Consider the following 24,456-nt stretch of genomic DNA (forward strand, 5'->3'; position numbering starts at 1 on the left):
GGGCTGGTCTCGCAGTTCCTCGCGCCCCTATCGGGTGCGTCTTGGCCGGGGTGCGTCGTCCTGTGCGGGTGGACGGTGGTTGCTCGCGCAGTTCCCCGCGCCCCTGTCGGGGCGCCCCGGTGGGGTGCGGTGTGGTGTGCGGGGTGGGGCGGGGGGTCCGGGGGCTTGGGGTCGTCGGACTTGTGCGGTGGGTGGAGGGTTGCTCGCGCGGTTCGCGCCCCTGTCGGGTGCGTCGTCCTGTGCGGGTGGGCGGTGGTTGCTCGCGCGGTTCCTCGCGCCCCTGGCGGGGCGCTCTGGTGGGGTGCGGTGTGCGGGCCCAGGGCGGACCGGGGCTCGTGGGGTTCCTCGCGACCCTGGTGGGCGCCCGTCAGGGGCGCGGGGAACTGCGCGAGCAATCATCGGGCACCCGAGGTCGGCGACGGACAGCGGTCCGGCCTAGGGGCGCGGGTGGCTGTGAGCGGCCCGCGTTGTGTCGGCCGGAGGGGGAAGCCCCGGGGCCGGAGGCACGGGGACGCCCCGCGGCCCTGGGAGGGGCGCGGGGCGGTTGGGGGGCTGGCGGGCCGGGTGGCCCGCCAGCCGGTGGGTGGTCAGTCGGTGGCGATCGCCTTGAGGACGTTCATCCGGCCCGCCCGGAAGGCGGGCACCAGCGCGGCGAACAGTCCGACGAAGGCCGAGCCGATGAACACCCCGATGATCGTCGGCCAGGGGATGTCCAGGACCCCGAGGCCCTCCAGCGCCAGGAGCTTCTGGGCGGTGGTGCCCCAGCCCATGCCCAGCCCGAGGCCGAGCAGCGCGCCGAACAGGGCGATGACCATGGACTCCAGCCGGATCATCCGGCGCAGCTGGCGGCGGGACATCCCGATCGCCCGCATCAGGCCGATCTCCCGGGTGCGCTCCACCACGGACAGCGCCAGGGTGTTCACCACACCGAGGACCGCGACGATGATCGCCAGGGCGAGCAGTCCGTACACGATGTTGAGCAGCTGGCCGACCTGGTCCTGGAGCTCTTCCTTGTAGTCGGTCTGGTCCCGGACCACGTACTGCGGGAACTCCTTGAGGCTCTCCTTCAGCGAGGAGTACGCCGCGTCGGCGTCGCCGTCCTTCGCCTTGCCGAAGAGCATCACGCTCTGGGGCATCCGGTCGGCCGCCAGGTACCGCTCGGCGGTCTCGATGCTGATGTACCAGGAGTTGGTGTCGATGCTGGTGTCGGTGCTGGTGACCGCCGCGATCTCCAGCTTGGCCGTCTTCCCCTTCTTGAAGGCGACGGTGAGCGTGTCGCCCGGCTTCAGCCCGTGTTCCTTGGCGTAGTCGTCGGGCACCGAGAGGGCGTTCTCGCCGTAGGCCGCGTCGAGGTCGCCCGCGGTCACCTCGCGCCGGAGGTCCTTCGGGTACGTCGGGTCTGCGGCGGACAGCTCGGTCTTCTCCTTCTTGCCGTCCGGGGTGGTGACCTCGACGTCGACCAGCTTGTAGCGGGTGACGTGGGCGAGGTCGGAGTTGGCCCGCATGGCCTTCTCGGCCTGGCCGACGATGCCCTGTCCGTTGTCGGACTGGACGATGAAGTCGGCGCCGACGGACTTGTCCAGCTCGTCCGTCGCGGAGGCGACCAGCGAGGAGCCGACCACCGACAGGCAGGCCACCAGGGCCAGACCGATCATCAGGGCCGCGCCCGTGGCCCCGGTGCGCCGGGGGTTGCGCAGCGCGTTCCGCTCGGCCATCCGGCCGACCGGGCCGAACATCCGCAGCACCAGGGCGCTGAGCACCCGGACCACTCCGCCCGCGAGCAGCGGGCCGATCACCACGAAGCCTATGAGGGTGAGGACCACCCCGAGGCCGAGGAGCAGGGAGCCCTCGCTCGCCTTGTCGGCCTGGGAGGCCAGGTACAGGGCGGCGGCTCCGGCGCCGGTGAGCAGCAGGCCGATGGCGCCCCGGATGACTCCGGCCTTGCCGTCGGCGGGGGTGCCCGCGTCCCGCAGGGCGGCCATCGGGGAGACCTTGCCCGCCCGGCGGGCCGGGAGGTAGGCCGCGAAGACCGTGACCACGACTCCGAGGACCAGGCCGACGACGGGAGTGGTCGCCGTGACGGTGAGGTCCTCCGTGGAGAGTTCCATGCCCATGGAGCCCATCAGCTCCATCAGCCCCACGGCGAGCCCGATCCCGGCCCCGACCCCGAGGACGGAGCCGACGACGCCGAGCAGGACGGCCTCGACCAGCACGGACCGGTTGACCTGCTTGCGGGAGGAGCCGATGGCCCGCATCAGGCCGATCTCCCGGGTGCGCTGGGCGACCAGCATGGAGAAGGTGTTGACGATCAGGAAGATGCCGACCAGCAGCGCGATCCCGGCGAAGCCGAGCATCGCGTACTTCATGACGTCGAGGAAGGAACCGACCTCCTCGCGTCCGGCGTCGGCGGCCTCCTTCTGGGTCTGGAGCTTGTAGGCGTCCGCCCCGAGGACCTGGGCGACGTTCCGCTTGAGGTCGGTGTCGCTGACGCCGTCCTTCGCGGTGACGTTGATCTGGGTGAACGCGTTCTTCCCGCCCAGCAGTTCCCGCTGCGCGGTCGCGGTGTCGAAGTAGACGATGGCCGCGCCCGGGTTGGTGACCTTGAAGGAGGCGATGCCGGAGATCTTCGCGGTGAAGTCGCCGGTGGCGGTGACCGTCCGCAGTTCGTCGCCGAGCTCCAGCCCGTGCTTCTCGGCGGTGTCGGCGTCGACCATGACCTGGGTCGGGCCGCGCGGGGCCTTGCCCGAGCTGACCTCCATGGACCGGACGTCGTTGCCCGTCCAGTTGCCCGCGATGGTCGGGGCTCCCCCGGTCGCGCCGACGTTCTCGTTGTCGGCGTTGACGACCGTGACGCCCATGGAGACGACGGCGCCCTCGGCGCTCCGGGCGCCCTCGGCCTTCGTGGCCTTCTCCACCGCGGCGGCGGGAAGCGTCTCCGGACGGCCGGTGGGGCTGGTCTCACCCGCGGGTCCGGCGGACTTCGGGGTGACCGTCACATCGGCGGAGGTCGCGGCGAAGAGCTTGTCGAACGTGGTGTTCATGGTGTCCGTGAACACCAGGGTGCCGCAGACGAACGCGACCGACAGCAGCACCGCCACGGCGGACAGCGCCATTCTCCCCTTGTGCGCCAGGAAGTTGCGCAGGGACGTCTTCATGACCGTCATGACGTGCGCCCCCGGGCGTCGAAGTCCTTCATGCGGTCGAGCACGGCGTCGGCGGTGGGCTCGTACATCTCGTCGACGATGCGGCCGTCCGCGAGGTACAGCACCCGGTCGGCGTAGGAGGCGGCCACCGGGTCGTGGGTGACCATCACGATGGTCTGGCCCAGCTCGTCCACCGAGCGGCGGAGGAACCCGAGGACCTCGGCGCCCGCGCGGGAGTCCAGGTTGCCGGTGGGTTCGTCACCGAAGATGATCTCCGGCTGGGCGGCGAGGGCCCGCGCCACGGCGACGCGCTGCTGCTGACCGCCCGACAGCTGGGTCGGCCGGTGCTTGAGCCTGCCCGCGAGGCCGACCGTCTCCACCACGCGGTTCAGCCAGGCGCGGTCCGGCTTGCGGCCCGCTATGTCCATCGGCAGCGTGATGTTCTCCAGCGCGTTCAGCGTGGGCAGGAGGTTGAACGCCTGGAAGATGAAGCCGATCCGGTCCCGGCGCAGCTGGGTCAGCTTCTTGTCCTTGAGGCCGGTGATCTCGGTCTCGTCCAGGTAGATCTGTCCCCCCGTCACCGTGTCGAGGCCGGCGAGGCAGTGCATCAGCGTGGACTTGCCGGAGCCCGAGGGGCCCATGATCGCGGTGAACTGCCCTCGGGCGATGTCCACGTCCACGTGGTCCAGTGCGACGACCCGGGTCTCCCCCGAGCCGTACGCCTTCAGGACCTGCCGAGCCCGGGCGGCCACGGCCGTACGCCCTCCCGTACCCCCGTGCTTGGGGGTGGTCACAGCCGTTGTCACGGTATGTCTCCTATATCGGTCAGCGGAAGATAACGGGCTTCCCCCGGAAGCCCGTTGGGGCCGGGCGGTGGGCCCGGATGGTGCGGGTGCGCGGCCGATCCGGTGCGGGTCAGTCGGTGCGGTCGGTGCGGTCGATCCGTCGTGGATCCAGTCTCGAACGTGGTGGGGGTCGGGCGCCCTGGTGCGTGGCGCAGTCTTTTCCTGGGGAAAACCCCACCCCGGGACCTGTGGTCCACAGCAGACCCCAACTCCCGGCCCCCTCGGGCCCCGTCATGACGACGCGACCCGGGGGAGAACGGTCCGCGAGCGATGCGCCGTCCCCCCGGACCGGCGCTCGCCCTCACCGCGTAAGACCAATCTAAAGACCGGGCCGCTTCCCCACCTCCTCCGGTGGTACGACGCTGAACCGGGCCCTCCTACCGAGGTACCCCTAGGGGTTCTCGCCCCCTCGGAGGAGACGTCTCAGGGTCGACCGCGCCTTTCGAGGTACCCACCCTCCACCCTCCCGTGACGTGAAGGTCAAGTCCCGCCCACCCGGACCGCGTCACCCGACCCCTGATCGCCCCGTACCGGACCGTCTCGCCCCGGACCGGCCAGACCCGGATCGCCCGTCCGGATCGCCCCCGCCTGGACCATCCCCGTCCGGACCACCCCACCCCGGACCACCCCCGCTCCGGGCCACCCGTCCCGGACCGTCCGGACCAGACCGGCGTCCCACCCAGCGGAACAGGCGGGTCCAGCGGCCGTGGCCGACGTCGATCGCCAGCCCCGACCGCCCCCACCCCTTGCCTCTGCCCCTACCGCTCTTCCGGAACCGGAGCCCCGGCCCCCGACTCCACTCCCGCTCCCGCCGCCGCCGCGTCCGCGTCCGAACCCGGCCCCGTCAGCGCGGCCAGACTGCCGCGTACGTGCGCCATGTGCGCCCGCACCTCGTCCCACCGCTCCCCGTGCTCACGCAGCACCCGTTCCGTCTCCCGGGCGATCCGCTCCTCCCGGGCCTCCGCCTTCCCGAGGATCCGGGCCGCCTCGGCGTCCGCCTCCTCCGTCACCCGCCGCGCGTCCGCCGCCGCCTGCCCATGGGCGCGTTCCGCCTCCGCCAGGACCGCCTCGGCCCGCTCGACGAGTTCCGCGCGGGCCGCGTCCGCCGCCGCCTCCCGTGCCACGACCGACTCCTCCGCCGCGCGTTCCCGTGCCGCCAGCTCGCCCTCCTGCTCCACGAGGAGGGCCGCCGTCCGGCGCCCGGTCTCGGCCAGCAGCGCGGCGGCCTCGTCCCGCAGCTTCCCGGCGTCCGCCTCCGCCGCCGCGCGCTCCGCTCCCGCCTCCGTCCCCGCGTCGGCGACCCGCTCCCGGGCCGCCGCGACGGCCGCGTCACGGACCGACCGGGCGTGCTCCTCCGCGGTGGAGCGCAGCAGCCGTCCGGCCTCCGCCGCCTCGACCGTCGCCGTCTCCGCCGCCTCCCGGGCGGCCTCCAGCAGCGCGTCGGCCTCGTCCCGCGCCGAGGTCAGGATGAGCACCGCGCGCTCCCCCAGCGACTCGTAGGTCTGCGGGGCGAGGCGCGCGACCTCCTCCCGGAGCCGGGCGGCCTCCACTTCCATCTCCTTGGCCAGGACGGTCAGCCGCGCGGCCCGCTCCCACGCCTCGTCGCGCAGCCGTGACAGCTCCGCGATCCGGCGGTCCACCTGCTCGGGCCGGTAGCCGCGACCGCGTTGCGTTCCGAAGCCGTGGGGCGACGCCGCCGCTGCACTGCTCACCTGTGAGTCCTCTCTCGACGCGACCGGGACCCACCGGAGGCCGGGCTCCCGGAGGTCCCCCGGGAAACGGATCAAACCCGGCACTCCGCCCGTCCGCTCGCCCAAGGATGCGCCAAAAGCGGCTAAAAGTCGGAATCGGGGTCGTCACTCCCATACCCACGCACCACACCCACACCACATGTCCACACGCCCTCACGCCCGTTCCCGCTCCGCGCGCCCGCGCACGACGGGCCGCCCACCGCGTGCCGTACGCCACCAGCCCGCCACCCCCGTCGGACGCACGGGACGCACGGACCTCACCTCCACACACGACGAACCGCACGGGTCACGCGAGTCATGCGCGTCACGGAAACCACCAGAGCCACTGGAGCCACCAGAGCCACGGAAAACCGAGAGGCGCCCGACCCGTACCGGGCCGAACGCCTCTCCGCTCACATCCACTCGTCCGGCCATCCGGCCACCCGCCCGCCCCGCACCCCGTGTCCCCACGGAGCGGGGGTGCGGACCACGGGCCGGGCGGACGGGATCACCGCGTCACAGCAGGCCGTCCCACATCTGCTCCAGCAGGACGGACCACCAGCTCTCCGGCGAGGCAAGCGCCGCCGGGTCGAGCGCCGCGAGCTGCGCCTGGAAGTCGACGGTCCAGCGGCCCGCCTGCTCCTGGGTGAGCCCGTACCGCAGCCGCCACATCCGGCCCAGCAGCGCCAGGCACCGCACGAACTCCGGCAGCCCGGAGTTGACGAACTGGGGCGGCACGGACGTGCCGCCGGGCCCTGCCTCGACCGGCACCGCGACGATGTTCGCCGTCCCGTACTGCACGCACAGCGCCTTGCCGAAGTCGCTGCCGACGACGAGGTACGAACCCGCGTCGGGGGCGGGCGCCACCCCGCGCTCCTGGGCGAGTTCCGCCAGGGTCGGCACGGGTCGTCCCGGCTGGGCCTGCGCCCAGAAGAACGGTCCCACCTCGACCGGCAGCCCGGCCCACATCAGGGTGACCGCGACCGCCTCCGGCACTCCCTGCCGTGACACCGCGTGCTGGTCGAACCGGAACACGCCCGGTCCGAACACCGCCGCCAGCTCCTGGGCGACGGCCTCCGGCGGCGCCGGGGGCACGGGCTGCACCGGCGGCACCGGCGCCCGCACCGGCGCGGGGCGGGCGGGCCCGTCCGCGACCTGGTGCAGTTCGCCCTGGTGCTCCAGCAGCTGCCGCATGCCCTGGCGGCGCGACGCGTGGTCGGTGCCGTACGGGGCGATGCTGGTGATGCGGGCCTGCGGCCAGCTCTCGCGGATCATCCGCGCGCAGTACGCGCCCGGCAGCTCGCACGACTCCAGTTCCGTGTGCAGCTCCAGCACCTGCTGCGGCGGCACGTTCAGCGCCCGCAGCTCGTGCAGGATCTGCCACTCCGGGTGGGGGGTGCCCGGCGCGGACCGCCGGATCAGCTGCTGCTCCGTTCCGTCGGCGGCCCGGTACCGCAGCACCGCCTGGTACCCCGGGCCGACCATCGGCTGCCCCGGGGCGGCGGGCGGGTACCCGTAGGCGGGCTGCCCCGCCACCGGACCGGGACCGGCCGGGCCGACGGGCGCACCGGGCGCGCCGGGGGGACCGGGAACGCCCGGCGGCGGAGACGGAGGCGGCGGGACGCCGGGACCCGAGGGCCCCGGGTTGGCGAGCATCGTCGCGGCGTGGTGCACACCACCGCCCCCGGGACCTCCGGGAACGCCCGGGGCGCCGGGCGGACCGGGCGGGACGGGAGCGCCCGGCGGCGGGGACGGAGGCGGCGGCGCGCCCGGACCGGCGGGACCGCCCGGACCGGCGAACATCGTGGCGGCCCGGTCCGTGCCGACCGGCGGCGTACCGGACCCGCCCGGGCCCTCCGGACCGAGCGACGGCGTCAACTGCGTGGGGATGTACCCGCCCACCGGAGCCCCGGGCACACCCGGAGTCCCAGCGGCACCGGGTGCGCCCGGAGCCCCGGGGACGCCGGGGGCGGGCGGGGGCGGCACGGGCGCTCCCGGCCGCGCGCCGGGCACCCCGGGCGCGCCCGGCGGCGGAGGCGGAGCCGAGGGCCCGCCCCGGGCGCCCCTCGGCGGACGCTGCGCCTTGCTCGTCGCCGCCTCGGCGATGTCCTGCGCGCCGGGCGGCAACGGGGACCCGGTACCGGCGCCCCCGGTCCCACCGGCCGGGAACGCGCCACCGGCCGTACCGCCGGAGGGCGGCGCGCCGAAGGGCACACCGGGCGGCGGAGTCGGCGGAACACCGGGCGGGACCGGCGGAACCCCCGGCGGCGGCGTCGGGGGAACGGCGGGCGGCGCACCGGGAACCGCCCCGGCCGGAACCCCCGGCGAGGGCGTCGGCACACCGGACTGCGGAGCGAACGCGGGAGGCGGGGTCGCGCCGGACTGCGGAGCGAACGGCGGCGGGGTCGCGCCAGGAGGCGGAGTCGCGCCGTGGGACGGGGCGGCCCCCGGCGGCGGAGTGGCCCCCGGCGGCGGAGCCGTGGGGTCGAGCGCCCGGGAGACCGCCGTCGGCGGCAGCTGGCTGCCCCCGGAGATCAGCGCCGTGGGCGCGTCCGGCAGTACGGACGGCGCGGCGGGGTCCAGGGTGACGGGCGCCGCGATCACCGTCTGGGGCAGCGGCACCGAACCGGCCTCGCCCGCACCGCCCGAGGTGTCCGTCCCGGCCCAGGGCGTCTCCCCGCCCGCCGGGGCACCCGGCGGGGTGGACGCCTCCCGTTCGCCGGACGGCACGCCGACGGAACCGGACGACGGACCGGCCGAACCGGACGACGGGTCGACGGGACCGGACGACGGGTCGACGACCCCACCGGGCCCCGCGACCGTGTGCGCGAGTCCGGAAGGACCCGCCACCGTCTCGGCCAGCGACGCCGGACCACCCGGACCGCCGGAACCGGAGACGCCGGACGCACCGGACGCACCGTGCGCCCCGAGCGCACCGGACGCCCCGGCCGGACTGGCCGTCTCACCGGAAGCCGCCGAGACGCCCGAACTGGCGGAGGCGGACGGCTCACCGGAACCACCAGGACCGTCAGGAGCGCCGAGCCCGCCGGAGCCGACGGAACCACTCACGGAAGCGCCCACGGAACCACCGACGGAACTGGAGCCACCAGAGACGCCGGAGCCACCAGAGCCACCAGAGCCACCGGAAGAACCAACCGCACCGCCGCTGGCCCCCGTACCACCCGTACCGCCCGCCTCCCGCCGCTGATCCGGAATGCCCAGCTTGTCCGCGGCCTCCTGGAGCCACTCGGGCGGGCTCAACAGGAACGAGGTCTGGTGCAGATCGATCCGCTCCGGCGGCGCGACGGCGTCCGTGGCGTCCACGGGCGCGCCGACCACCCCGTACTCCTCCTCGTAGCGGCGGATCACCTCGCCCACCGGAAGCCCCGGCCACAACGTGGTCTCCCCGCTGTCCCGGGCGATGACCAGCCGCTGCGCGCCGCCGTCCACCCGGGGACCGTCCGGGCGGTCCTCCGCCCACACCACGAAGCCCAGGCCGAACTCCCGCACCCGCACCTCCCGGTGCTGGTAGACGGGGACCTCGCCGTTGACCCACTCCTCGCCGCGCTCCTGCGCCTGCGCGAACGTCACCATCGAGAACTCACTCCCCGGCGGCCCGGGCCGTCCCCGCGTCGGCGCCGCCCACCGGCACCGACCGCGCGAACCCGCCGTCCACCATCAGATTCGCCACCGTCTCCAGCTCGGGCGGGCTGCCCGCCAGCCGGGACAGGAAGGCGTCGAAGTCGTCACCGCACGGCAGCAGCAGCCCCGCGCGCTCGTCCACGGACCATCCGTCGCGGTCCCGGACGTCGTCGTAGGGGCAGAACCACACCGAGCCGGTGGCCCCGCCGCGCACCTTGACGGCCAGCAGACCGCCCTGCGCGAAGCCCACGCCGAGGTAGTCCTTGGTCAGGTGGTCCCGCAGGCACTTGTTCATGTAGACGAGGTCGTTGACCGCCGCCTCGTCGCGCACCGTGAAGAACGGCTGGTCCACCAGCAGTCCCAACTCGGCGTCCAGCGCCGCGCCCACCGGGGCGCAGCCGCCCGCCGCCTTCAGGAACGACCGGTAGGCGCCGGGCAGTCGGTAGCCCAGCTCCTCCTCCACCGACTGGACCTGCGCCTCCGACACGGCCACCGTGCCGCGCGGCAGCCCGAAGTGCGCGGGCCGCGTCTCCTGCAACGGCCGGGTGCCCCGCTTGTCCTGGTCCACCGGGGTGGTCGCCAGTCCGCCGTGGTGCCGCAGCAGCGCCTTGACCTCGACGGGAACCAGCTCCAGCCGCCGGGTGCCCGCCACGTGGTGCCAGGTCCAGCCGTGCGGGGTGGCCACCGGGGGCACCGCGTCCCAGAGGGCGTGGCGCTCGGCGGAGAGCACCGCGTTCGCCGACACGTAGTCCGTCAGCCGGAGTTCGTCCACCCCGAAACCGGCCGGGGGCTCCGCGATCTCGGCGGCGGCCCGCGCGTACGGGGAGAAGTCCGGATACCCCCGCTCGTCCACCCGCACGCCCCGGGGGTGGCGGGCCGCCCGGACCGGGTCCGGGAAGTGGACGAGCTGTCCGGCGTACGCCGCGTTCGGCGGCGCGGCCTGCTGCCCGAGCCGTCCTGTCGTCATGGCGATAGCCCCCCTGAGGCGCTGGGTCGGATCGATGCGTGATCATGTATGTCATCGATACGGACGGAACTCGGTCGGCGACAGCCTATGCCGAACCGTGGGACCGGTCATCGGCCCACGCCTTCGGTGACCTGGTGTCACACCGGCGTGACCGTACGACGAGCGACACGCGAGCCAGCCTGCCGCGCAACGCCGCGGCTACCACAGCGGCGCCCGAATTTGGCAGGCTGATACACCGCACGCGGGGCGGCCACCACCAGCCAGGCACCCTCCCGCGGGGAGGGAACACAGGCCCGATGAGAACACCACAGGCACCGCACACGACCCGACCGGTCCCGTCCGCCCGGCAGACCGCCCCGGCCACGGCTCCGGCCGCGACCCCGGGGACCGCCACCGCCACGGGAGACCCCCGGGTGGGCTGGAGCAGCGAACGCGCGCTCCACGCACCGGTCCTCGCCCACCGCCGGGACGGCATCCTCCCGACGGTCGCCGCCGCGCTCTCCGTCCACGGCACGACCCTGACGGGCACGGCGGCGCGCGGCGACCGTCCGCCCGCGCTGCACCCGCTGGTGCAGGAGTTCCTCGACGCCCTCGGCAGCGACCGCCGCGACCGCTACACCGGGCGCTGCGCGGAGACCCTGCTGATCTCCCGGCACCTCACCGCCGCCGACACCGAACGCTCCAAGCGGGCCCGGCGCAAGCCCATGACCAACGGCGAGGCGCGCAAGGCCCTCAAGCACGCCAAGCTCACCACCCGTCGCATCCGCGAGGACGACGACCCGCTGCACGGCACGTTCGCGCACCCGTGCCGGGCGTGTTCCGCCCTCGCCAGCCACTTCGGCGTACGGGTCATCGGACCGAGATGACCGGACCGGGACGACCGGACGGCCACCGGGCGCCCGCCCGGACCGGCCGCGGCCCCGTCCCGTAGCCGCACGGCACCGCACCCACCCCCACGAACGCACGAACGAGAGCAGATGCAGCCCGACCGCACCTCCACCACCCGATTCCCGGTCCCCGTCGACGCGGCACTGCGCGCGGCGGGCTGGGAACCCGGCCGCTGGGACATAAAACAAGCCGAGTTCTGGGCCGACACCCTGCGCGCCCACACCTCCCCCGCCGGACACGAGCACGCCGTGTTCCCCGCCGCCGTCGAGGCGTGGGCCGAGTTCGGCGGACTGCGCCTGGCGCCGGGGCCCGTGCCGCCGGGGCAGGGCCGTCCGATCGCCCCGACCGCCGTCCGGCTCGACCCGCTGCGCGGACTGCACCTGGCCCGCACCCTCGCCGACCTGGGCCGGGCCCTCGGCACCGAGGTCAGCCCGCTCGGCGAGGAGCTGACCGGGGGCTCGCCCGGTGAGGGCGACCACCAGGCGCTGCTCGCCATCGACGCGGAGGGCCGGGTGTACGGCCTGGACCACACCGGGGACTGGTACCTGGGCCCCGACATGGACGCGGCCCTCACCACCCTGGTCACGGGCGCCCAGCCCGCCCGCCTCAGCACCGCCCACTGACCCGCCGGGGAGGAAAAGGAGCGGGGAGGGACCGGGAAGAAGGGGGAAGGGGGAAGAGGGAGAAGGGAGAAGGGAGGGAAGGGGTGCTCACCCCCCGCAGGGGATGACCGCCGAGACCCGGAACCCGCCGCCGTCCGTCGGGCCGGACACGAAGACGCCGCCCAGCGCGCTCACCCGCTCCCGCATCCCCACCAGCCCGTTGCCGCCGCTGGGCAACCGCGCCCCGACGGCCTCCCCGGCCACCGGGGGCGCCTCGTTCTCCACCTGCATGGCGATCTCCGCGCCCCGGTGCGCCAGCCGTACGTAGGTCTTGGCGCCCGCCGCGTGCTTGTGGACGTTGGTCAGCGCCTCCTGCACCACGCGGAACGCCGTCTGCTCCACACCGGCCGCGTACGGGGACGGCTCGCCCTCCACCGACAGCACCACCGCCATGCCCGCCACCCGGGACTGGCCCACCAGCTCGTCCAGGTCAGCCAGGCAGGGCCCGTCCGCGACGGGCGCGGGACCCGCCCCGGCGGCCCGGGAGGCCGCGGCGGCGGCCGCCGCGCCGACCGAGGCCAGCGGCACCGATCCCCGGTTGCCGGCCCCGGCGGCGGCGGTCAGCGAACCGTCGCCGGTGCGCAGCACCCCGAGCATCTCGCGCAGCTCGCTCAGCGCCTGCCGTCCCATGTCGCCGACCAGGGCGGCGTTGCGGACGGCCTTCTCCGGGTCCTTGCGGGCCACCGCCTGGAGCGCCGCCGCGTGCACCACCATCAGGGACACCCGGTGCGCCACCACGTCGTGCATCTCGCGGGCGATCCGGGTGCGCTCCTCGCTCCGGGCCCACTCGGCGCGCTCCTCGGCGCGCTCCGCGAGGAGCTGGAGTTCCCGCTCCAGCGAGTCGGCGCGCTCCCGCAGGCTCTCCATCAGCCGTCGGCGGGCGCCGACGTACAGCCCGAGCAGCACCGGGGGCGCCGTCAGCCCCAGGGACATCGTCAGGGCGATGAAGAGGACGAACCAGCTCCCGCCGGGCAGGGCGCCCGAGGCGACCTCCTGGTCGGTGCGGACGTAGGACACGATCAGCGCGCCGAGCATGCTCAATCCGGCCAGGGCGACGATGATCCGGCGGGGCGTCTCGGAGGCGGCGAGCGAGTAGAGGCCGACGATGCCCAGGACGAAGCCCATCTGGGCCGGGGTCACCGCGATGCCCACCAGGACCACCGCGACCGGCCAGCGGCGGCGCAGCAGCAGCACCGAGCCGGCCAGCATCCCGAACACCAGCCCCACCATGGTGGGCAGGCCGGTGGAGTCCGCGAAGTCCGCTCCCTGCTTGGCGCACTCCATGCTGGACAGCACCGCCAGCGTCACGTCGAACACGGCGCTCCGCCGCCGCGCCCACCACCACGGCCCGGTCACGGCCGCGTGGTGCTCTTCCCCCGTCATGGTCATGCCCCCAGCGTACGGGCGGGGGCGCCGGTGGCCCCGGCGGATTTCCGGTGCCGTCGCCCGATGGCACGCGGTGGCAAGGGATCGGCCATCCACCGCTCAACGGGCGGTGGGACGGGCCGGAAACGTGCCGGGGACAACATCCGGCTCGGGTAAGGTCTGGGGCAGTGATCCGCCGTGGGGTAACGGTAGCCCGCAGGCCTTTGAAGCCTTGTAGTGCTGGTTCGAATCCAGCCGGCGGAGCCCACTGGCCGCCCCGGCCGTCCGGTGGCGGAGTCACCGGCCGTCCCGGCCGTCCGGCCCCGGGCCCCACGGTTCGGGGCCCGCGCCCGTTTCCGGCTCCCTACGCCCCGGTATCCTGCCGGGGTCCGCACCGCACCGAAAGCCGAAGGGCATACCGTGAGCGCCATTCGCCCGGCCGCCGTCGTCGTTCTCGCAGCGGGTGAGGGCACCCGTATGAAATCGGCCACACCCAAGGTCCTGCACGAGATCTGCGGCCGTTCCCTGGTGGGCCATGTGCTGGCCGCCGCCCGTGAGCTGGAGCCGGAGCACCTGGTCGTGGTCGTCGGGCACGCGCGGGAGCGGGTCACCGCGCATCTGGCGGAGGTGGACCCCCGTACCCGCACGGCGGTGCAGGAGGAGCAGAACGGTACCGGGCACGCGGTCCGTACCGGTCTCGCGGAGCTGGGCGGCCCCCTGGCCGGGACGGTCGTCGTGGTCTGCGGCGACACCCCGCTGCTGACCGGCGCGACCCTGCGGGAGCTGGCGCGGACGCACGAGGCCGAGGGCAACGCGGTGACGGTGCTGACGGCCGAGGTGCCGGACGCCACCGGTTACGGACGGATCGTGCGGGACGCCTCGGGCGCGGTGACCGCGATCGTGGAGCACAAGGACGCCTCGGCGGAGCAGCGGGCGGTCCGGGAGATCAACTCCGGGGTGTTCGCGTTCGACGGCACGCTGCTCGCGGACGCGCTGGGACGGGTGCGCACGGACAACAGCCAGGGCGAGGAGTACCTGACGGACGTCCTCGGCATCCTGCGGGACGCGGGGCACCGGGTGGGCGCGTCGGTGGCCGCCGACCACCGGGAGATCGCCGGGATCAACAACCGGGTGCAGCTCTCCGAGGCGCGGGGACTGCTGAACGCGCGGCTGCTGGAGCGGGCCATGCTGGACGGCGTGACGGTGATCGACCCGGGCTCCACCTGGATCGACGTGACGGTGTCCTTCGAGCGGGACGTCGTGGTGTGGCCGGGGACGCAGCTGCTGGGCGCGACCCGGATCGCGGAGGGCGCCGAGGTCGGCCCCCACACCCGGCTGCGGGACACCGTGGTCGGCGCGGGCGCCCGGGTGGACAACACGGTCGCGGAGGGCGCCGAGGTGGGCGCCGGGACGTCCGTGGGCCCGTACACGTATCTGCGGCCGGGCACCCGGCTGGGGGCCTCGGCCAAGGCGGGTTCGTTCGTCGAGATGAAGAACGCGACCGTCGGCGAGGGCACCAAGGTGCCGCACCTGTCGTACGTGGGGGACGCGACGATCGGCGACTTCACCAACATCGGCGCCGCGAGCGTGTTCGTGAACTACGACGGACAGGACAAGCACCACACCACGGTGGGCTCGCACTGCCGCACCGGCGCCGACAACATGCTTGTGGCACCCGTCACCATCGGGGACGGGGCGTACACCGCCGCCGGGTCCGTGATCACGAAGGACGTACCGGCGGGTTCGCTGGCGGTGGCCCGTGGTCAGCAGCGGAATATCGAGGGCTGGGTGGCCCGCAAGCGGCCCGGGAGCGCCGCCGCGAAGGCGGCCGAGGCGGCTACCCGCGAGGCCGACGGCGAAAGCTGACCGGATTCGGGTACGCCGTGGAGCGCGTACCGTGATAGGTGCACTCATTCCGCTGGATTGGGGCATTGATTCGGCTGACTCGTCGGTGCGGGACGCGGACGGGTGAGCAGCTGCGAACACGTCGAGGAGACTGTGCTGTGACCGGGATCAAGACGACCGGCGAGAAGAAACTGATGCTCTTCTCCGGCCGCGCCCACCCCGAGTTGGCCGAGGAGGTAGCCCACCAGCTGGGAGTCGGCATCGTGCCGACCAAGGCGTTCGATTTCGCCAACGGTGAGATCTACGTCCGCTACCAGGAGTCGGCACGTGGCGCCGACTGCTATCTGATCCAGAGCCACACCGCTCCGATCAACAAGTGGATCATGGAGCAGCTCATCATGATCGACGCCCTGAAGCGGGCGTCGGCGCGGAGCATCACCGTGATCGTGCCGTTCTACGGGTACGCCCGGCAGGACAAGAAGCACCGCGGTCGCGAGCCGATCTCGGCGCGGCTGATCGCCGACCTGATGAAGACCGCGGGCGCCGACCGCATCCTCGCGGTGGACCTGCACACCGACCAGATCCAGGGCTTCTTCGACGGCCCGGTGGACCACCTGTTCGCGCTGCCGGTCCTCGCCGACTACGTGGGCGCCAAGGTCGACCGCTCCAAGCTGACGGTCGTCTCCCCGGACGCGGGCCGGGTCCGGGTCGCGGACCGCTGGTGCGACCGCCTGGGCGCCCCGCTGGCGATCGTGCACAAGCGGCGCGACAAGGACGTCGCGAACCAGGTCACCGTGCACGAGGTCGTCGGTGACGTGAAGGGCCGCGTCTGCGTCCTGGTGGACGACATGATCGACACCGGCGGCACCATCTGCGCGGCGGCGGACGCCCTCTACGCGCACGGCGCCGAGGACGTCATCGTCACCGCCACCCACGGCGTGCTCTCCGGCCCGGCCGCCGACCGGCTGAAGAACTCCAAGGTGAGCGAGTTCGTCCTGACGGACACCCTGCCCACCCCCAAGGAGCTGGAGCTGGACAAGATCACCGTGCTGTCCATCGCGCCGACCATCGCGCGCGCGGTGCGCGAGGTGTTCGAGGACGGCTCGGTCACCAGCCTCTTCGACGAGCAGTAGGCACCCGGCCGGGCGGGAGGCACCGGAACGGACCGCGGGAGCCGCCGCGGGTCCGCCGCCTCCCGTCCGGTACCGCCCCGCCCGGCAGTGCTCCCGTCCGGTCCGTGGACCGGGGGGCGGTCCCGGTCGTCGGCGGACGCCGCCCGGGACGTCCCGGCCGGTGCGACCGGCGCGGCCCCGGTTGATCCTTTTGGAGTGCGGCCCGCCCGCCGAGTAGACTGACCAGGTTGCTCGGCGAGGGAGGCCGCACTTCTGATGTGCGGCGGTCCGTTATCGACGCGCTCTTCGTAGCAGGCCAGTCGTACGGCCGGGTGACGGCCGTGATCGATTCTTCCCTACGAGGAGTGCTGATGTCCGAGGTCAAGCTCGCCGCCCAGACCCGTACCGAGTTCGGCAAGGGCGCCGCCCGCCGCATCCGCCGTGAGCACCAGGTCCCCGGTGTCCTGTACGGCCACGGCACGGACCCCGTCCACGTGACCCTGCCGGGCCACGAGCTGCTGCTCGCCCTGCGCACCCCCAACGTCCTGATCTCCCTGGACATCGAGGGCCGCAACGAGCTGGCGATCCCGAAGGCCGTCCAGCGCGACGCCGTCCGGGGCCACCTGGAGCACGTCGACCTGCTGCTGGTCAAGCGCGGCGAGAAGGTCAGCGTCGAGGTCCCCGTGCACACCGAGGGCGAGCTGGCCCCGGGCAGCTTCCTCGTCGAGCACGTGCTGAACGCGCTGCCCGTCGAGGCCGAGGCCACCCACATCCCCGAGGCGCTCACCGTCTCCGTGGCGGGCCTGGAGGCCGGTGCCTCCATCCTCGCCAAGGACGTCGTCCTGCCCTCCGGCGTCTCCCTCGCCGTCGAGGAGGACGCGGTGGTCATCCAGATCCTGGCCGCGCAGGCCGAGGAGGCCCCGGCCGAGGCCGCCGAGGGCGAGTCCGCCGAGGCGTGAGCCACCCGCCCCGCGCAGGCGGGGCACGGCGTCCGCCCCCGGCGGACGTCACATCGAGCAGATCCACAGCCGTCGTCCCCCCGGGGCGGCGGCTGTGGCCGTAGCGGCCCGCGGGGCACGCGCGGCACGAGGAGGAACGGGAGACGATGACGGACGACGGCAACGCGCCCTGGCTGGTGGTGGGGCTCGGCAACCCCGGACCGGGGTACGCGATGAACCGGCACAACGTGGGGTTCATGGTGGCGGACCTGCTGGCCGCGCGGATGCGCGGCACGTTCAAGCGGGCGACCAAGGGACAGGCGCAGGTGGTGGAGGGGCGGATCGGCCCGCCCGGCCCGGCGAGCCGCCGGGTGGTCCTCGCCAAGCCCCTGTCGTACATGAACCTGTCCGGCGGCCCGGTGACGGCGCTGCGGGACTTCTACAAGGTGCCCACCGAGCGGATCGTCGCCGTCCACGACGAACTCGACATCGACTACGGGACGCTGCGGCTGAAGCTCGGCGGCGGCGACAACGGCCACAACGGGCTGAAGTCGATGACCAAGGCGATGGGTCCCGACTACCACCGGGTCCGGTTCGGCATCGGACGGCCGCCCGGCCGGATGCAGGTCGCCGACTTCGTGCTGAAGGACTTCTCCGGCGCCGAGCGCAAGGAACTCGACTACTTCGTGGACCGGGCCGCCGACGCGGTGGAGTGCCTGCTGGCGGAGGGACTGGAACGGGCACAGGGCACGTACAACGGCTGAGGCCGTCCGCACGACGGCCAAGGCCGTACGACGACCGAGGTGGCCCGCCGGACGGGGGAAGGGCCCGGACCTCGGCGGACATCCCGGACAAGTCGCCGGAGGCGGTTGACCGGGCACCCGGGGATGGCCAAAGATCCGGGCCATGGCGACGCGTGCCCGCACGGGCCACAGGGCTTCCTCCCGTCACCCCGGCCGGATCGCCGTGTCCTGGGCCGGCCGCACCGTGATGGGCGTGGTGGCGCTGCTGCTGCTGATCGCCGGGGTGTGGGCGTCCTGGGGCACCGCCCAGCACGTGATGCTCACCAAGGGCCGCGAGCGCGGCACCATGACCATCGGGGGCTGCGACGCGGAGGAGTGCGTGGGCAGCTACGCCCCCCTGTCGGCGGGGTCGAGGGCCCGGGAGCGGGTGGTGCTCGACGGGTCGGTGGGCGCCGACCCGGGCGAGCGGATCGCGGTGGTGGTGAAGCCGGACACCGATCAGGTGGTCCGCGCGGGCACCTCCGGGCTGCTGCGGGCGTGGGTCCCGCTGGGCGGCGCGCTGCTGCTCGCCGCGGTGATCATCGCGGGGGGCGTCCGGGCGCCCCGGACCGCGTGGGCGACGGCCGCCGCCGCGCTGGCGCTGCTGACGGCGGCCGTCGTCACGGTCTGAGACCGGTCAGCCGGTGTTGCGCAGCCCTGCGGCGACCCCGTTCACGGTGAGCAGCAGGGCCCGCGCGAGCAGCGGGTCCGGCTCCTCGCCGCGCTCGGCGGCGGCCCGCTGGCGGGCCAGCAGCGACACCTGGAGGTAGGAGATCGGGTCCAGGTAGGCGTCCCGGATGGCGAACGTCTGCTGGAGCACCGGGTGGGTGTCGAGCAGCCGCTCCCCGCCGGTGATCCGCAGCACCTCGCGGACGGTCAGCTCGTGCTCGGCGACGATCGCGTCGAAGACGTGCTTCAGCTCGTCGGGGACGAGGGTGTCGACGTAGTGGCGGGCGATCCGCAGATCGGTCTTGGCGAGGGTCATCTCGACGTTGGACACGAAGTTGCGGAAGAAGTGCCACTGCTCGTGCATCTCGTCCAGGACGGTGTCCAGCCCGGCCTCGCGCAGCGCCTTGAGCCCGGAGCCGACGCCGAACCAGCCGGGGACGATCTGGCGGGACTGGGTCCAGCCGAAGACCCACGGGATGGCCCGCAGCCCGTCGAGTCCGGCGCCGGAGTCGGGACGGCGCGACGGCCGGGACCCCAGGTGCAGATCGGCGAGCTGGTCGACGGGGGTGGCCGCGAAGAAGTACGCGGGCAGGTCGGGGTCCTCCACCAGCGAGCGGTAGGCGGCGTGGGCGGCGTCGGAGACGACGTCCATGGCCGCGTCCCAGCGGGCGAGGGACTCCACGGACTGGCGGGGCGCGGTGTGCAGGGCCGACGCCTGGAGGGTCGCCGCGACGGTCAGCTCCAGGTTCTCCCGGGCCAGCGACGGCACCAGGTACTTGTCGGAGATGACCTCGCCCTGCTCGGTGACCTTGATCTCGCCCTCCAGGGTGCCCCAGGGCTGGGCGAGGATCGCGTCGTGCGAGGGGCCGCCGCCCCGGCCGACGGTGCCGCCCCGGCCGTGGAAGAGGCGCAGCCGCACCCCGTGGCGGTGCGCCACGTCGCGCAGTCGCCGCTGGGCGCGGTGGATCTCCCACTGGCTGGTGGTGATGCCGCCGAACTTGGAGGAGTCGGAGTAGCCGAGCATGACCTCCTGGACGTCCCCGCGCAGGGCGACCAGCCGCCGGTAGGAGGGGTCGCCGAGCATGCCGTCGAGGATGACGTCGGCGGCGCGCAGCTCGTCGGTGGTCTCCAGCAGCGGGACGATGCCGATCTTCGCCCAGCCCGCGTGCAGGTCGATCAGTCCGGCCTCGCGGGCGAGGACGGTCGCCGCGAAGACGTCGTCGGCGCCCTGGCACATCGAGATGATGTACGACTCGATGACCTCGGGCCCGAAGACCTCCAGGGCCTTCTTGACGGTGCTGAAGACGCCGAGGGTCTTCTGTCCGGCGGCGTCCAGCGGCGCCGGGGTGGGCGCCAGCGGGCGGCGGGAGCGCAGCTCCTTGGCGAGCAGCTTGGCCCGGTACTCGCGGGGCATGTCGGCGTACCGCCAGGACTCCTCGCCGAGCCGGTCGAAGAGCTGGCCGAGGGCGTGGTGGTGGGCGTCGGCGTGCTCGCGGACGTCCATGGTGGCGAGCTGGAGGCCGAAGGCGGCGAGGGTCCGCAGGGTGCGGTTCATCCGGCCGTCCGCGATCAATGCGCCCCGGTGCTCGCGCAGCGAGGTCTGGACGAGGGCGAGGTCCCGCAGCAGGTCCCCGGTGCCCAGGTAGTCGCGGCCGGGGGCGTGCGGGGTGCCCTTGGCGAGGCGGGTCTTGGTGTTCTCCAGCTTCTGCCGGATGCAGGTGGCCTTGAGCCGGTAGGGCTCCTCGGCGTTCAGCCGCTTGTAGCGGGGGCTGATCTCGGGGAGGTGCTCCAGATCGGCCTGGAGGGAGGTGAGGAGTTCCTCGGTGGCCCCGGTGTAGCGGATGGAGTTGGAGAGGAAGCCGCGCAGCTCGTCGACGAGCTGGAGGGCGTCGTTGATGCCGTGCTCGTGCTGGAGGATCAGGACGTCCCAGGTCACCTGGGGGGTGACGTTGGGGTTGCCGTCGCGGTCGCCGCCGATCCAGGTGCCGAAGGTCAGCGGGCGGGTGTCGTCGGGGAGCTTCACCCCGACGCGCTCCAGCTCGGCGGTGAGGTCCTCCAGCACGTCCCCGACGGCCCCGGCGTGCAGCTCGTCCAGGTAGTAGATGGCGTTGCGGGCCTCGTCGGCGGGCTCGGGGCGGACCACCCGCAGCTCGTCGGTCTGCCACACCAGGTCGATGTTCTCGGCGAGGCGGACGTCGTGACGGCGGCGGTCGGAGTCCAGGACCGGGGTCTCCAGCAGCCGGGCGATGCGGCGGAGCTTGTTGAGGACGCTGCGACGGGCGGCCTCGGTGGGGTGCGCGGTGAAGACGGGGCGCACGTTGAGGTTGGCGACCGTCTCCCGCAGGTGCTCGGGGTCGGCGTCCTTGAGCCGGTCGGCGGTACGGGCCAGCAGACCGCCCTCGGCGGCGCGGCGGGCCCGCAGCTCACGGCCACGGTGCACCTGCTCGGTGACGTTGGCCAGGTGGAAGTAGGTGGAGAAGGCCCGCACCAGCTTCGCGGCGGTCTCCAGCTCGGTGCCGCCGAGCAGCTCGGCGGCGGCCTCCCCGTCCTCACGGGTGAGACGGCGGACGCGCTCGACGAGGTCGAGGAGCTCGGGGCCCTCCTGGCGGACCAGGGCCTCGCCGAGGAGGTCGCCCAGTCGGCGGATGTCGGCGCGCAGCTCGGGGCTGGTGGTGGGGGTGCGGTCGTCGGCACTGCTCACAGGTGCGGCTCCTTGCGGGTTGAGGCGCTTCTGGAGGGGAACCCGGGTCGTCGGTGGTGAGGGCGGCTGGCGCCGCTCACGGGCCCGGGTCGAACACAGAGCGGACGACGCTGTCCGGCCGTCTCCAAGGATAGGTGTCCGGACGGACGCGCGGTCCAAGGGCCTCTTGCCGAGGGGCCGCGCGCTGCCATACTTACGTCGCCGTAGGTTACGCAACCGTAGGAAACGTGGCCCGCGCGTCCCCCTCCCCCGTCTCCGACCCCTCAGGGAACTCCCCATGACCACCCGCTCCGACGTTCTCGAAGACGCCCCCGAGGCGCCCGGGGGACCCGATCCGCTGCCCGCCTCCGCGACCCTCGGGGGCGACCGGAAGGGCAGGGTCGAACAGCTCGCCCTGGCGCTGTTCATCACCGTGCCGTTCCTCGCGCTGATCGTCGCCGTCCCCCTGACCTGGGGGCGGGGGGTGAGCTGGCTGGACCTGGGACTGCTGGTCTTCTTCTACTTCCTGGGCTGCCACGGCATCACCATCGGCTTCCACCGCTACTTCACCCACGGCTCGTTCAAGGCGAAGCGGCCGCTGCGGATCGCCCTGGCCGTCGCGGGCTCCCTCGCGGTGGAGGGTCCGCTGGTGCGCTGGGTGGCGGACCACCGCAAGCACCACAAGTACTCCGACGCGGAGGGCGACCCGCACTCCCCGTGGCGGTACGGCGAGACGGTCCCGGCGCTGGTCAAGGGCCTGTGGTGGGCGCACATCGGCTGGATGTTCGACGAGGAGCGGACCCCGCAGGACAAGTACGCCCCCGACCTGGTCAAGGACCCGGCGATCCGCCGCATCTCCCGTCAGTTCGTGTTCTGGACGATCGTCTCGCTGGGGCTGCCGCCGCTGATCGGCGGACTGGTCACCATGTCGTGGTGGGGCGCCTTCACCGCGTTCCTCTGGGGCTCGCTGATCCGGGTGGGGCTGCTGCACCACGTCACCTGGTCGATCAACTCGATCTGCCACGCGGTGGGCAAGCGCCCCTTCCGGTCCCGGGACCGCTCCGGCAACGTGTGGTGGCTGGCCGTGCTGTCCTGCGGCGAGTCCTGGCACAACCTGCACCACGCCGACCCCACCTCGGCCCGGCACGGGGTGCTGCGCGGGCAGATCGACTCCTCGGCCCGGCTGATCCGCTGGTTCGAGAAGCTGGGCTGGGCGTACGACGTGCGGTGGCCGTCGGAGTCCCGGATCGACGCCCGGCGCCAGCCGGAAACCGCCGACGCGGCATGATGGACGGCGTGGCGACCGACTCCAGCACCTCCAGCGAGAAGCCGCGGCGCGCCCGCCGCACCCGGATGACCGGCGCGGAGCGCCGCCAGCAACTGCTGGAGATCGGTCGCACCCTCTTCGCGGAGAAGGGCTTCGAAGGCACCTCGGTGGAGGAGATCGCCGCGAAGGCCGGCGTCTCCAAGCCGGTGGTGTACGAACACTTCGGCGGCAAGGAGGGCCTCTACGCGGTGGTCGTCGACCGCGAGATGCGACGGCTCCTCGACGGGGTCACCGGCTCCCTCACCGCCGGGCACCCCCGCGAGCTCCTCGAACAGGCCGCGTTCGCGCTCCTCGACTACATCGAGGAGTACACGGACGGCTTCCGCATCCTGGTCCGGGACTCCCCCGTCGCCCAGTCCACCGGCTCCTTCGCCTCGCTGATCTCGGACATCGCGACCCAGGTGGAGGACATCCTCGGCCGCGAGTTCAAAAGCCGGGGCTTCGACCCCAAGCTGGCCCCCCTGTACGCCCAGGCCCTGGTGGGCATGGTCGCGCTGACCGGCCAGTGGTGGCTGGACGTCCGCCGCCCCGGCAAGGCGGAGGTGGCCGCGCACCTGGTCAACCTGGCCTGGCACGGCCTGGACGGCCTGGAGCCCAGGCCCCGGCTGACGGGTCACCGGAAGTCGTGACGGCGGGGCCGCGTACGGGACCCTCCCGTGCGCGGCCCCCCGGCGCGCGTCCCGGGGCGGTCAGACCGGACGACCGCCACCGTTCACGTACTCCTCGAAGGGGACGGACTCCGCGATCGCCGTGCGCTGGTACCCGGCGAAGGGGGAGACGTCCCCGTCGTACGGTTCGCGGTCGATCTGCGTCCCGTCCGCCTCGTAGTTCATGAGGACCACCTCCGACCGGTCGAACATCCAGAAGTCCTGGACCCCCTCCAGAGGGTTCGGCCGACCGGTCACGTCGAGGATCCGGATGTCGTCGCCCGCCCGGACGTGCACCTCGTAGTACCGGCTGAACTCGAACCGCAGGTAGGCGGAGAGCGGTCGCGTCACGATGTGCACCCGGCCGTTCCGCTTCCCCTCGGCCCGCTGGCGCGCGACCCGTTCCGTGTACGGGGAAGCGGTGTACGGGGTCAGCGGCCGTCCCTCCCGGAAGGCCGAGAACTCCTCCGCCTCCTGCGGTACGAGGTACTGCGGAAGGGTTTCGAGCCGCCAGGCTTCGCGCGCGATCCCCGCGAACCGACGGCTCCATTCCTCACCGGCCAAGCGCACGTACGGCCTCCCTCACGGTCTCCTCCGGAATCATCACGAGTCCTCCCCGGACGCTCCCAGGTACTCCGCGAAGTCCGGGTTCTCCCGGAGCGCCAACTCCCGCAGTTCGGACAGCGGCACGGCGCCCGGCGTCCCGCTCAGCAGTTCCTCCAAGGAGAGGTCCAGCGGCAGGGCCTCGGGAGACAGACTGGGGAGAAGCACCTCCGGCTCGCGCTCCGCCAGCATCAGCCGGTACGCGATCACGGCGAGGGCCACGTCCCGGCTCGTGCACACGGGGGCGTCGCGCAGCCGCGCGACCTCGACGGCGAGTACCAGCACCTCGCGCGCGTCCTCCGACATCTCCCGCATGGCGTAGAGCCTGGCACAGCCAGCGACGGCCCGTGCGGGGTTCGCGGTACCGAAGGAGTACAGGAGATCGGGACCGCCCTGCCGCTCCCGGTGACAGGACCGGCGGGGTCGTGCGGGTGCGCGCGTGGTGCGACTGAACGGTGTCGAGCGTCTTGGTCTTGACGCCCATCACCAAGGAGGTGAGGGCATCGGCGCGGAGGTGGAGCATGGGGCCGCTCGGGGTCCTTGGAGTCGCGGGACGGGGACGGTGCCGGTCACGCCGTGGATGGTGGGGCCTCGCTGAATGCCTCCGCGAA

Annotated in this window: 18 protein-coding genes and 1 tRNA gene; 10 read left to right on the forward strand and 9 right to left on the reverse strand. The window is 73.5% G+C overall.

The genetic code is table 11. The features are described from left to right. Positions 1-587: 587 nt before the first annotated feature. The 5 genes from ACVWNX_RS12850 to ACVWNX_RS12870 form a co-directional block, all read right to left on the reverse strand. A complete protein-coding gene (locus ACVWNX_RS12850) occupies positions 588-3,164 on the reverse strand; it encodes an ABC transporter permease (protein ID WP_454414050.1) in 2,577 nt (858 codons plus the stop codon). Further along, positions 3,161-3,949, reverse strand: coding sequence for an ABC transporter ATP-binding protein (locus tag ACVWNX_RS12855; protein WP_454414051.1), 789 nt, complete (start codon positions 3,947-3,949; stop codon positions 3,161-3,163). The genes ACVWNX_RS12850 and ACVWNX_RS12855 overlap by 4 nt, the downstream gene beginning before the upstream one ends. Before the next feature lie 797 nt (positions 3,950-4,746). Beyond that, positions 4,747-5,700, reverse strand: a complete 954-nt coding sequence (locus ACVWNX_RS12860) for a coiled-coil domain-containing protein (protein WP_454414052.1) — start codon at positions 5,698-5,700, stop codon at positions 4,747-4,749. A 534-nt stretch (positions 5,701-6,234) separates the two neighbouring features. Further along, a complete protein-coding gene (locus ACVWNX_RS12865) occupies positions 6,235-9,312 on the reverse strand; it encodes an SUKH-4 family immunity protein (protein ID WP_454414053.1) in 3,078 nt (1,025 codons plus the stop codon). A 7-nt stretch (positions 9,313-9,319) separates the two neighbouring features. Continuing rightward, positions 9,320-10,327, reverse strand: a complete 1,008-nt coding sequence (locus tag ACVWNX_RS12870; RefSeq protein WP_454414054.1) for an SMI1/KNR4 family protein — start codon at positions 10,325-10,327, stop codon at positions 9,320-9,322. A 296-nt stretch (positions 10,328-10,623) separates the two neighbouring features. On the opposite strand from ACVWNX_RS12870, the gene ACVWNX_RS12875 reads away from it, so the two are divergent. Beyond that, a complete protein-coding gene (locus ACVWNX_RS12875; protein ID WP_454414055.1) occupies positions 10,624-11,193 on the forward strand; it encodes a YwqJ-related putative deaminase in 570 nt (189 codons plus the stop codon). Positions 11,194-11,304: 111 nt separating this feature from the next. Next, complete coding sequence (locus ACVWNX_RS12880; RefSeq protein ID WP_454414056.1) at positions 11,305-11,838, forward strand: SUKH-3 domain-containing protein; 534 nt, start codon at positions 11,305-11,307, stop codon at positions 11,836-11,838. Between the two features lie 87 nt (positions 11,839-11,925). Here ACVWNX_RS12880 and ACVWNX_RS12885 read toward each other — a convergent pair whose 3' ends face one another. Beyond that, the gene (locus ACVWNX_RS12885) at positions 11,926-13,266 is read right to left on the reverse strand and encodes a sensor histidine kinase (RefSeq protein ID WP_454414057.1); all 1,341 of its coding nucleotides are present in this window, start codon (positions 13,264-13,266) and stop codon (positions 11,926-11,928) included. Between the two features lie 168 nt (positions 13,267-13,434). On the opposite strand from ACVWNX_RS12885, the gene ACVWNX_RS12890 reads away from it, so the two are divergent. The 6 genes from ACVWNX_RS12890 to ACVWNX_RS12915 all read left to right on the forward strand — a co-directional run bounded on the left by ACVWNX_RS12890 (position 13,435) and on the right by ACVWNX_RS12915 (position 18,550). Next, a tRNA-Gln gene (locus ACVWNX_RS12890) sits at positions 13,435-13,506 on the forward strand. A gap of 156 nt (positions 13,507-13,662) precedes the next feature. Further along, entirely contained in the window at positions 13,663-15,108 is a 1,446-nt protein-coding gene (gene glmU / locus ACVWNX_RS12895) for a bifunctional UDP-N-acetylglucosamine diphosphorylase/glucosamine-1-phosphate N-acetyltransferase GlmU (RefSeq protein ID WP_454414058.1), read from the forward strand. 137 nt (positions 15,109-15,245) lie between these two features. Beyond that, positions 15,246-16,220, forward strand: a complete 975-nt coding sequence (locus ACVWNX_RS12900; RefSeq protein WP_454414059.1) for a ribose-phosphate diphosphokinase — start codon at positions 15,246-15,248, stop codon at positions 16,218-16,220. Positions 16,221-16,570: 350 nt separating this feature from the next. Further along, the gene (locus ACVWNX_RS12905; protein WP_454414060.1) at positions 16,571-17,158 is read left to right on the forward strand and encodes a 50S ribosomal protein L25/general stress protein Ctc; all 588 of its coding nucleotides are present in this window, start codon (positions 16,571-16,573) and stop codon (positions 17,156-17,158) included. Positions 17,159-17,304: 146 nt separating this feature from the next. Further along, positions 17,305-17,901, forward strand: coding sequence for an aminoacyl-tRNA hydrolase (pth, locus tag ACVWNX_RS12910; RefSeq protein ID WP_454414061.1), 597 nt, complete (start codon positions 17,305-17,307; stop codon positions 17,899-17,901). A 142-nt stretch (positions 17,902-18,043) separates the two neighbouring features. Further along, positions 18,044-18,550, forward strand: a complete 507-nt coding sequence (locus ACVWNX_RS12915; RefSeq protein WP_454414062.1) for a hypothetical protein — start codon at positions 18,044-18,046, stop codon at positions 18,548-18,550. 6 nt (positions 18,551-18,556) lie between these two features. Here ACVWNX_RS12915 and ppc read toward each other — a convergent pair whose 3' ends face one another. Further along, positions 18,557-21,289, reverse strand: a complete 2,733-nt coding sequence (gene ppc / locus ACVWNX_RS12920; protein WP_454414063.1) for a phosphoenolpyruvate carboxylase — start codon at positions 21,287-21,289, stop codon at positions 18,557-18,559. Positions 21,290-21,566: 277 nt separating this feature from the next. Between ppc and ACVWNX_RS12925 the strand changes: the two genes are divergently transcribed. Next, complete coding sequence (locus ACVWNX_RS12925) at positions 21,567-22,556, forward strand: acyl-CoA desaturase (protein ID WP_454414064.1); 990 nt, start codon at positions 21,567-21,569, stop codon at positions 22,554-22,556. Continuing rightward, positions 22,553-23,224, forward strand: a complete 672-nt coding sequence (locus ACVWNX_RS12930; RefSeq protein ID WP_454414065.1) for a TetR family transcriptional regulator — start codon at positions 22,553-22,555, stop codon at positions 23,222-23,224. The genes ACVWNX_RS12925 and ACVWNX_RS12930 overlap by 4 nt, the downstream gene beginning before the upstream one ends. 60 nt (positions 23,225-23,284) lie before the next feature. On the opposite strand, the gene ACVWNX_RS12935 is transcribed toward ACVWNX_RS12930, so the two are convergent. Together ACVWNX_RS12935 and ACVWNX_RS12940 are read right to left on the reverse strand one after the other, a co-directional pair. Then, positions 23,285-23,812 (reverse strand): DUF6879 family protein, encoded by a 528-nt coding sequence (locus ACVWNX_RS12935; protein WP_454414066.1) that lies wholly within the window; start codon positions 23,810-23,812, stop codon positions 23,285-23,287. A 33-nt stretch (positions 23,813-23,845) separates the two neighbouring features. Continuing rightward, the gene (locus ACVWNX_RS12940) at positions 23,846-24,160 is read right to left on the reverse strand and encodes a hypothetical protein (RefSeq protein WP_454414067.1); all 315 of its coding nucleotides are present in this window, start codon (positions 24,158-24,160) and stop codon (positions 23,846-23,848) included. Between the last annotated feature and the right edge of the window lie 296 nt (positions 24,161-24,456).

This window comes from Streptomyces sp. JNUCC 64 (genome assembly GCF_054484115.1).

Coding starts and splice junctions, on each gene's coding strand:
- ACVWNX_RS12850 (WP_454414050.1), bottom strand. CDS start 3,164: ATGACGGTCATGAAGACGTCCCTGCGCAACTTCCTGGCGCACAAGGGG.
- ACVWNX_RS12865 (WP_454414053.1), bottom strand. CDS start 9,312: ATGGTGACGTTCGCGCAGGCGCAGGAGCGCGGCGAGGAGTGGGTCAAC.
- ACVWNX_RS12870 (WP_454414054.1), bottom strand. CDS start 10,327: ATGACGACAGGACGGCTCGGGCAGCAGGCCGCGCCGCCGAACGCGGCG.
- ACVWNX_RS12875 (WP_454414055.1), top strand. CDS start 10,624: ATGAGAACACCACAGGCACCGCACACGACCCGACCGGTCCCGTCCGCC.
- ACVWNX_RS12880 (WP_454414056.1), top strand. CDS start 11,305: ATGCAGCCCGACCGCACCTCCACCACCCGATTCCCGGTCCCCGTCGAC.
- ACVWNX_RS12885 (WP_454414057.1), bottom strand. CDS start 13,266: ATGACCATGACGGGGGAAGAGCACCACGCGGCCGTGACCGGGCCGTGG.
- ACVWNX_RS12905 (WP_454414060.1), top strand. CDS start 16,571: ATGTCCGAGGTCAAGCTCGCCGCCCAGACCCGTACCGAGTTCGGCAAG.
- pth (WP_454414061.1), top strand. CDS start 17,305: ATGACGGACGACGGCAACGCGCCCTGGCTGGTGGTGGGGCTCGGCAAC.
- ACVWNX_RS12915 (WP_454414062.1), top strand. CDS start 18,044: ATGGCGACGCGTGCCCGCACGGGCCACAGGGCTTCCTCCCGTCACCCC.
- ACVWNX_RS12925 (WP_454414064.1), top strand. CDS start 21,567: ATGACCACCCGCTCCGACGTTCTCGAAGACGCCCCCGAGGCGCCCGGG.
- ACVWNX_RS12930 (WP_454414065.1), top strand. CDS start 22,553: ATGATGGACGGCGTGGCGACCGACTCCAGCACCTCCAGCGAGAAGCCG.
- ACVWNX_RS12940 (WP_454414067.1), bottom strand. CDS start 24,160: ATGCGGGAGATGTCGGAGGACGCGCGCGAGGTGCTGGTACTCGCCGTC.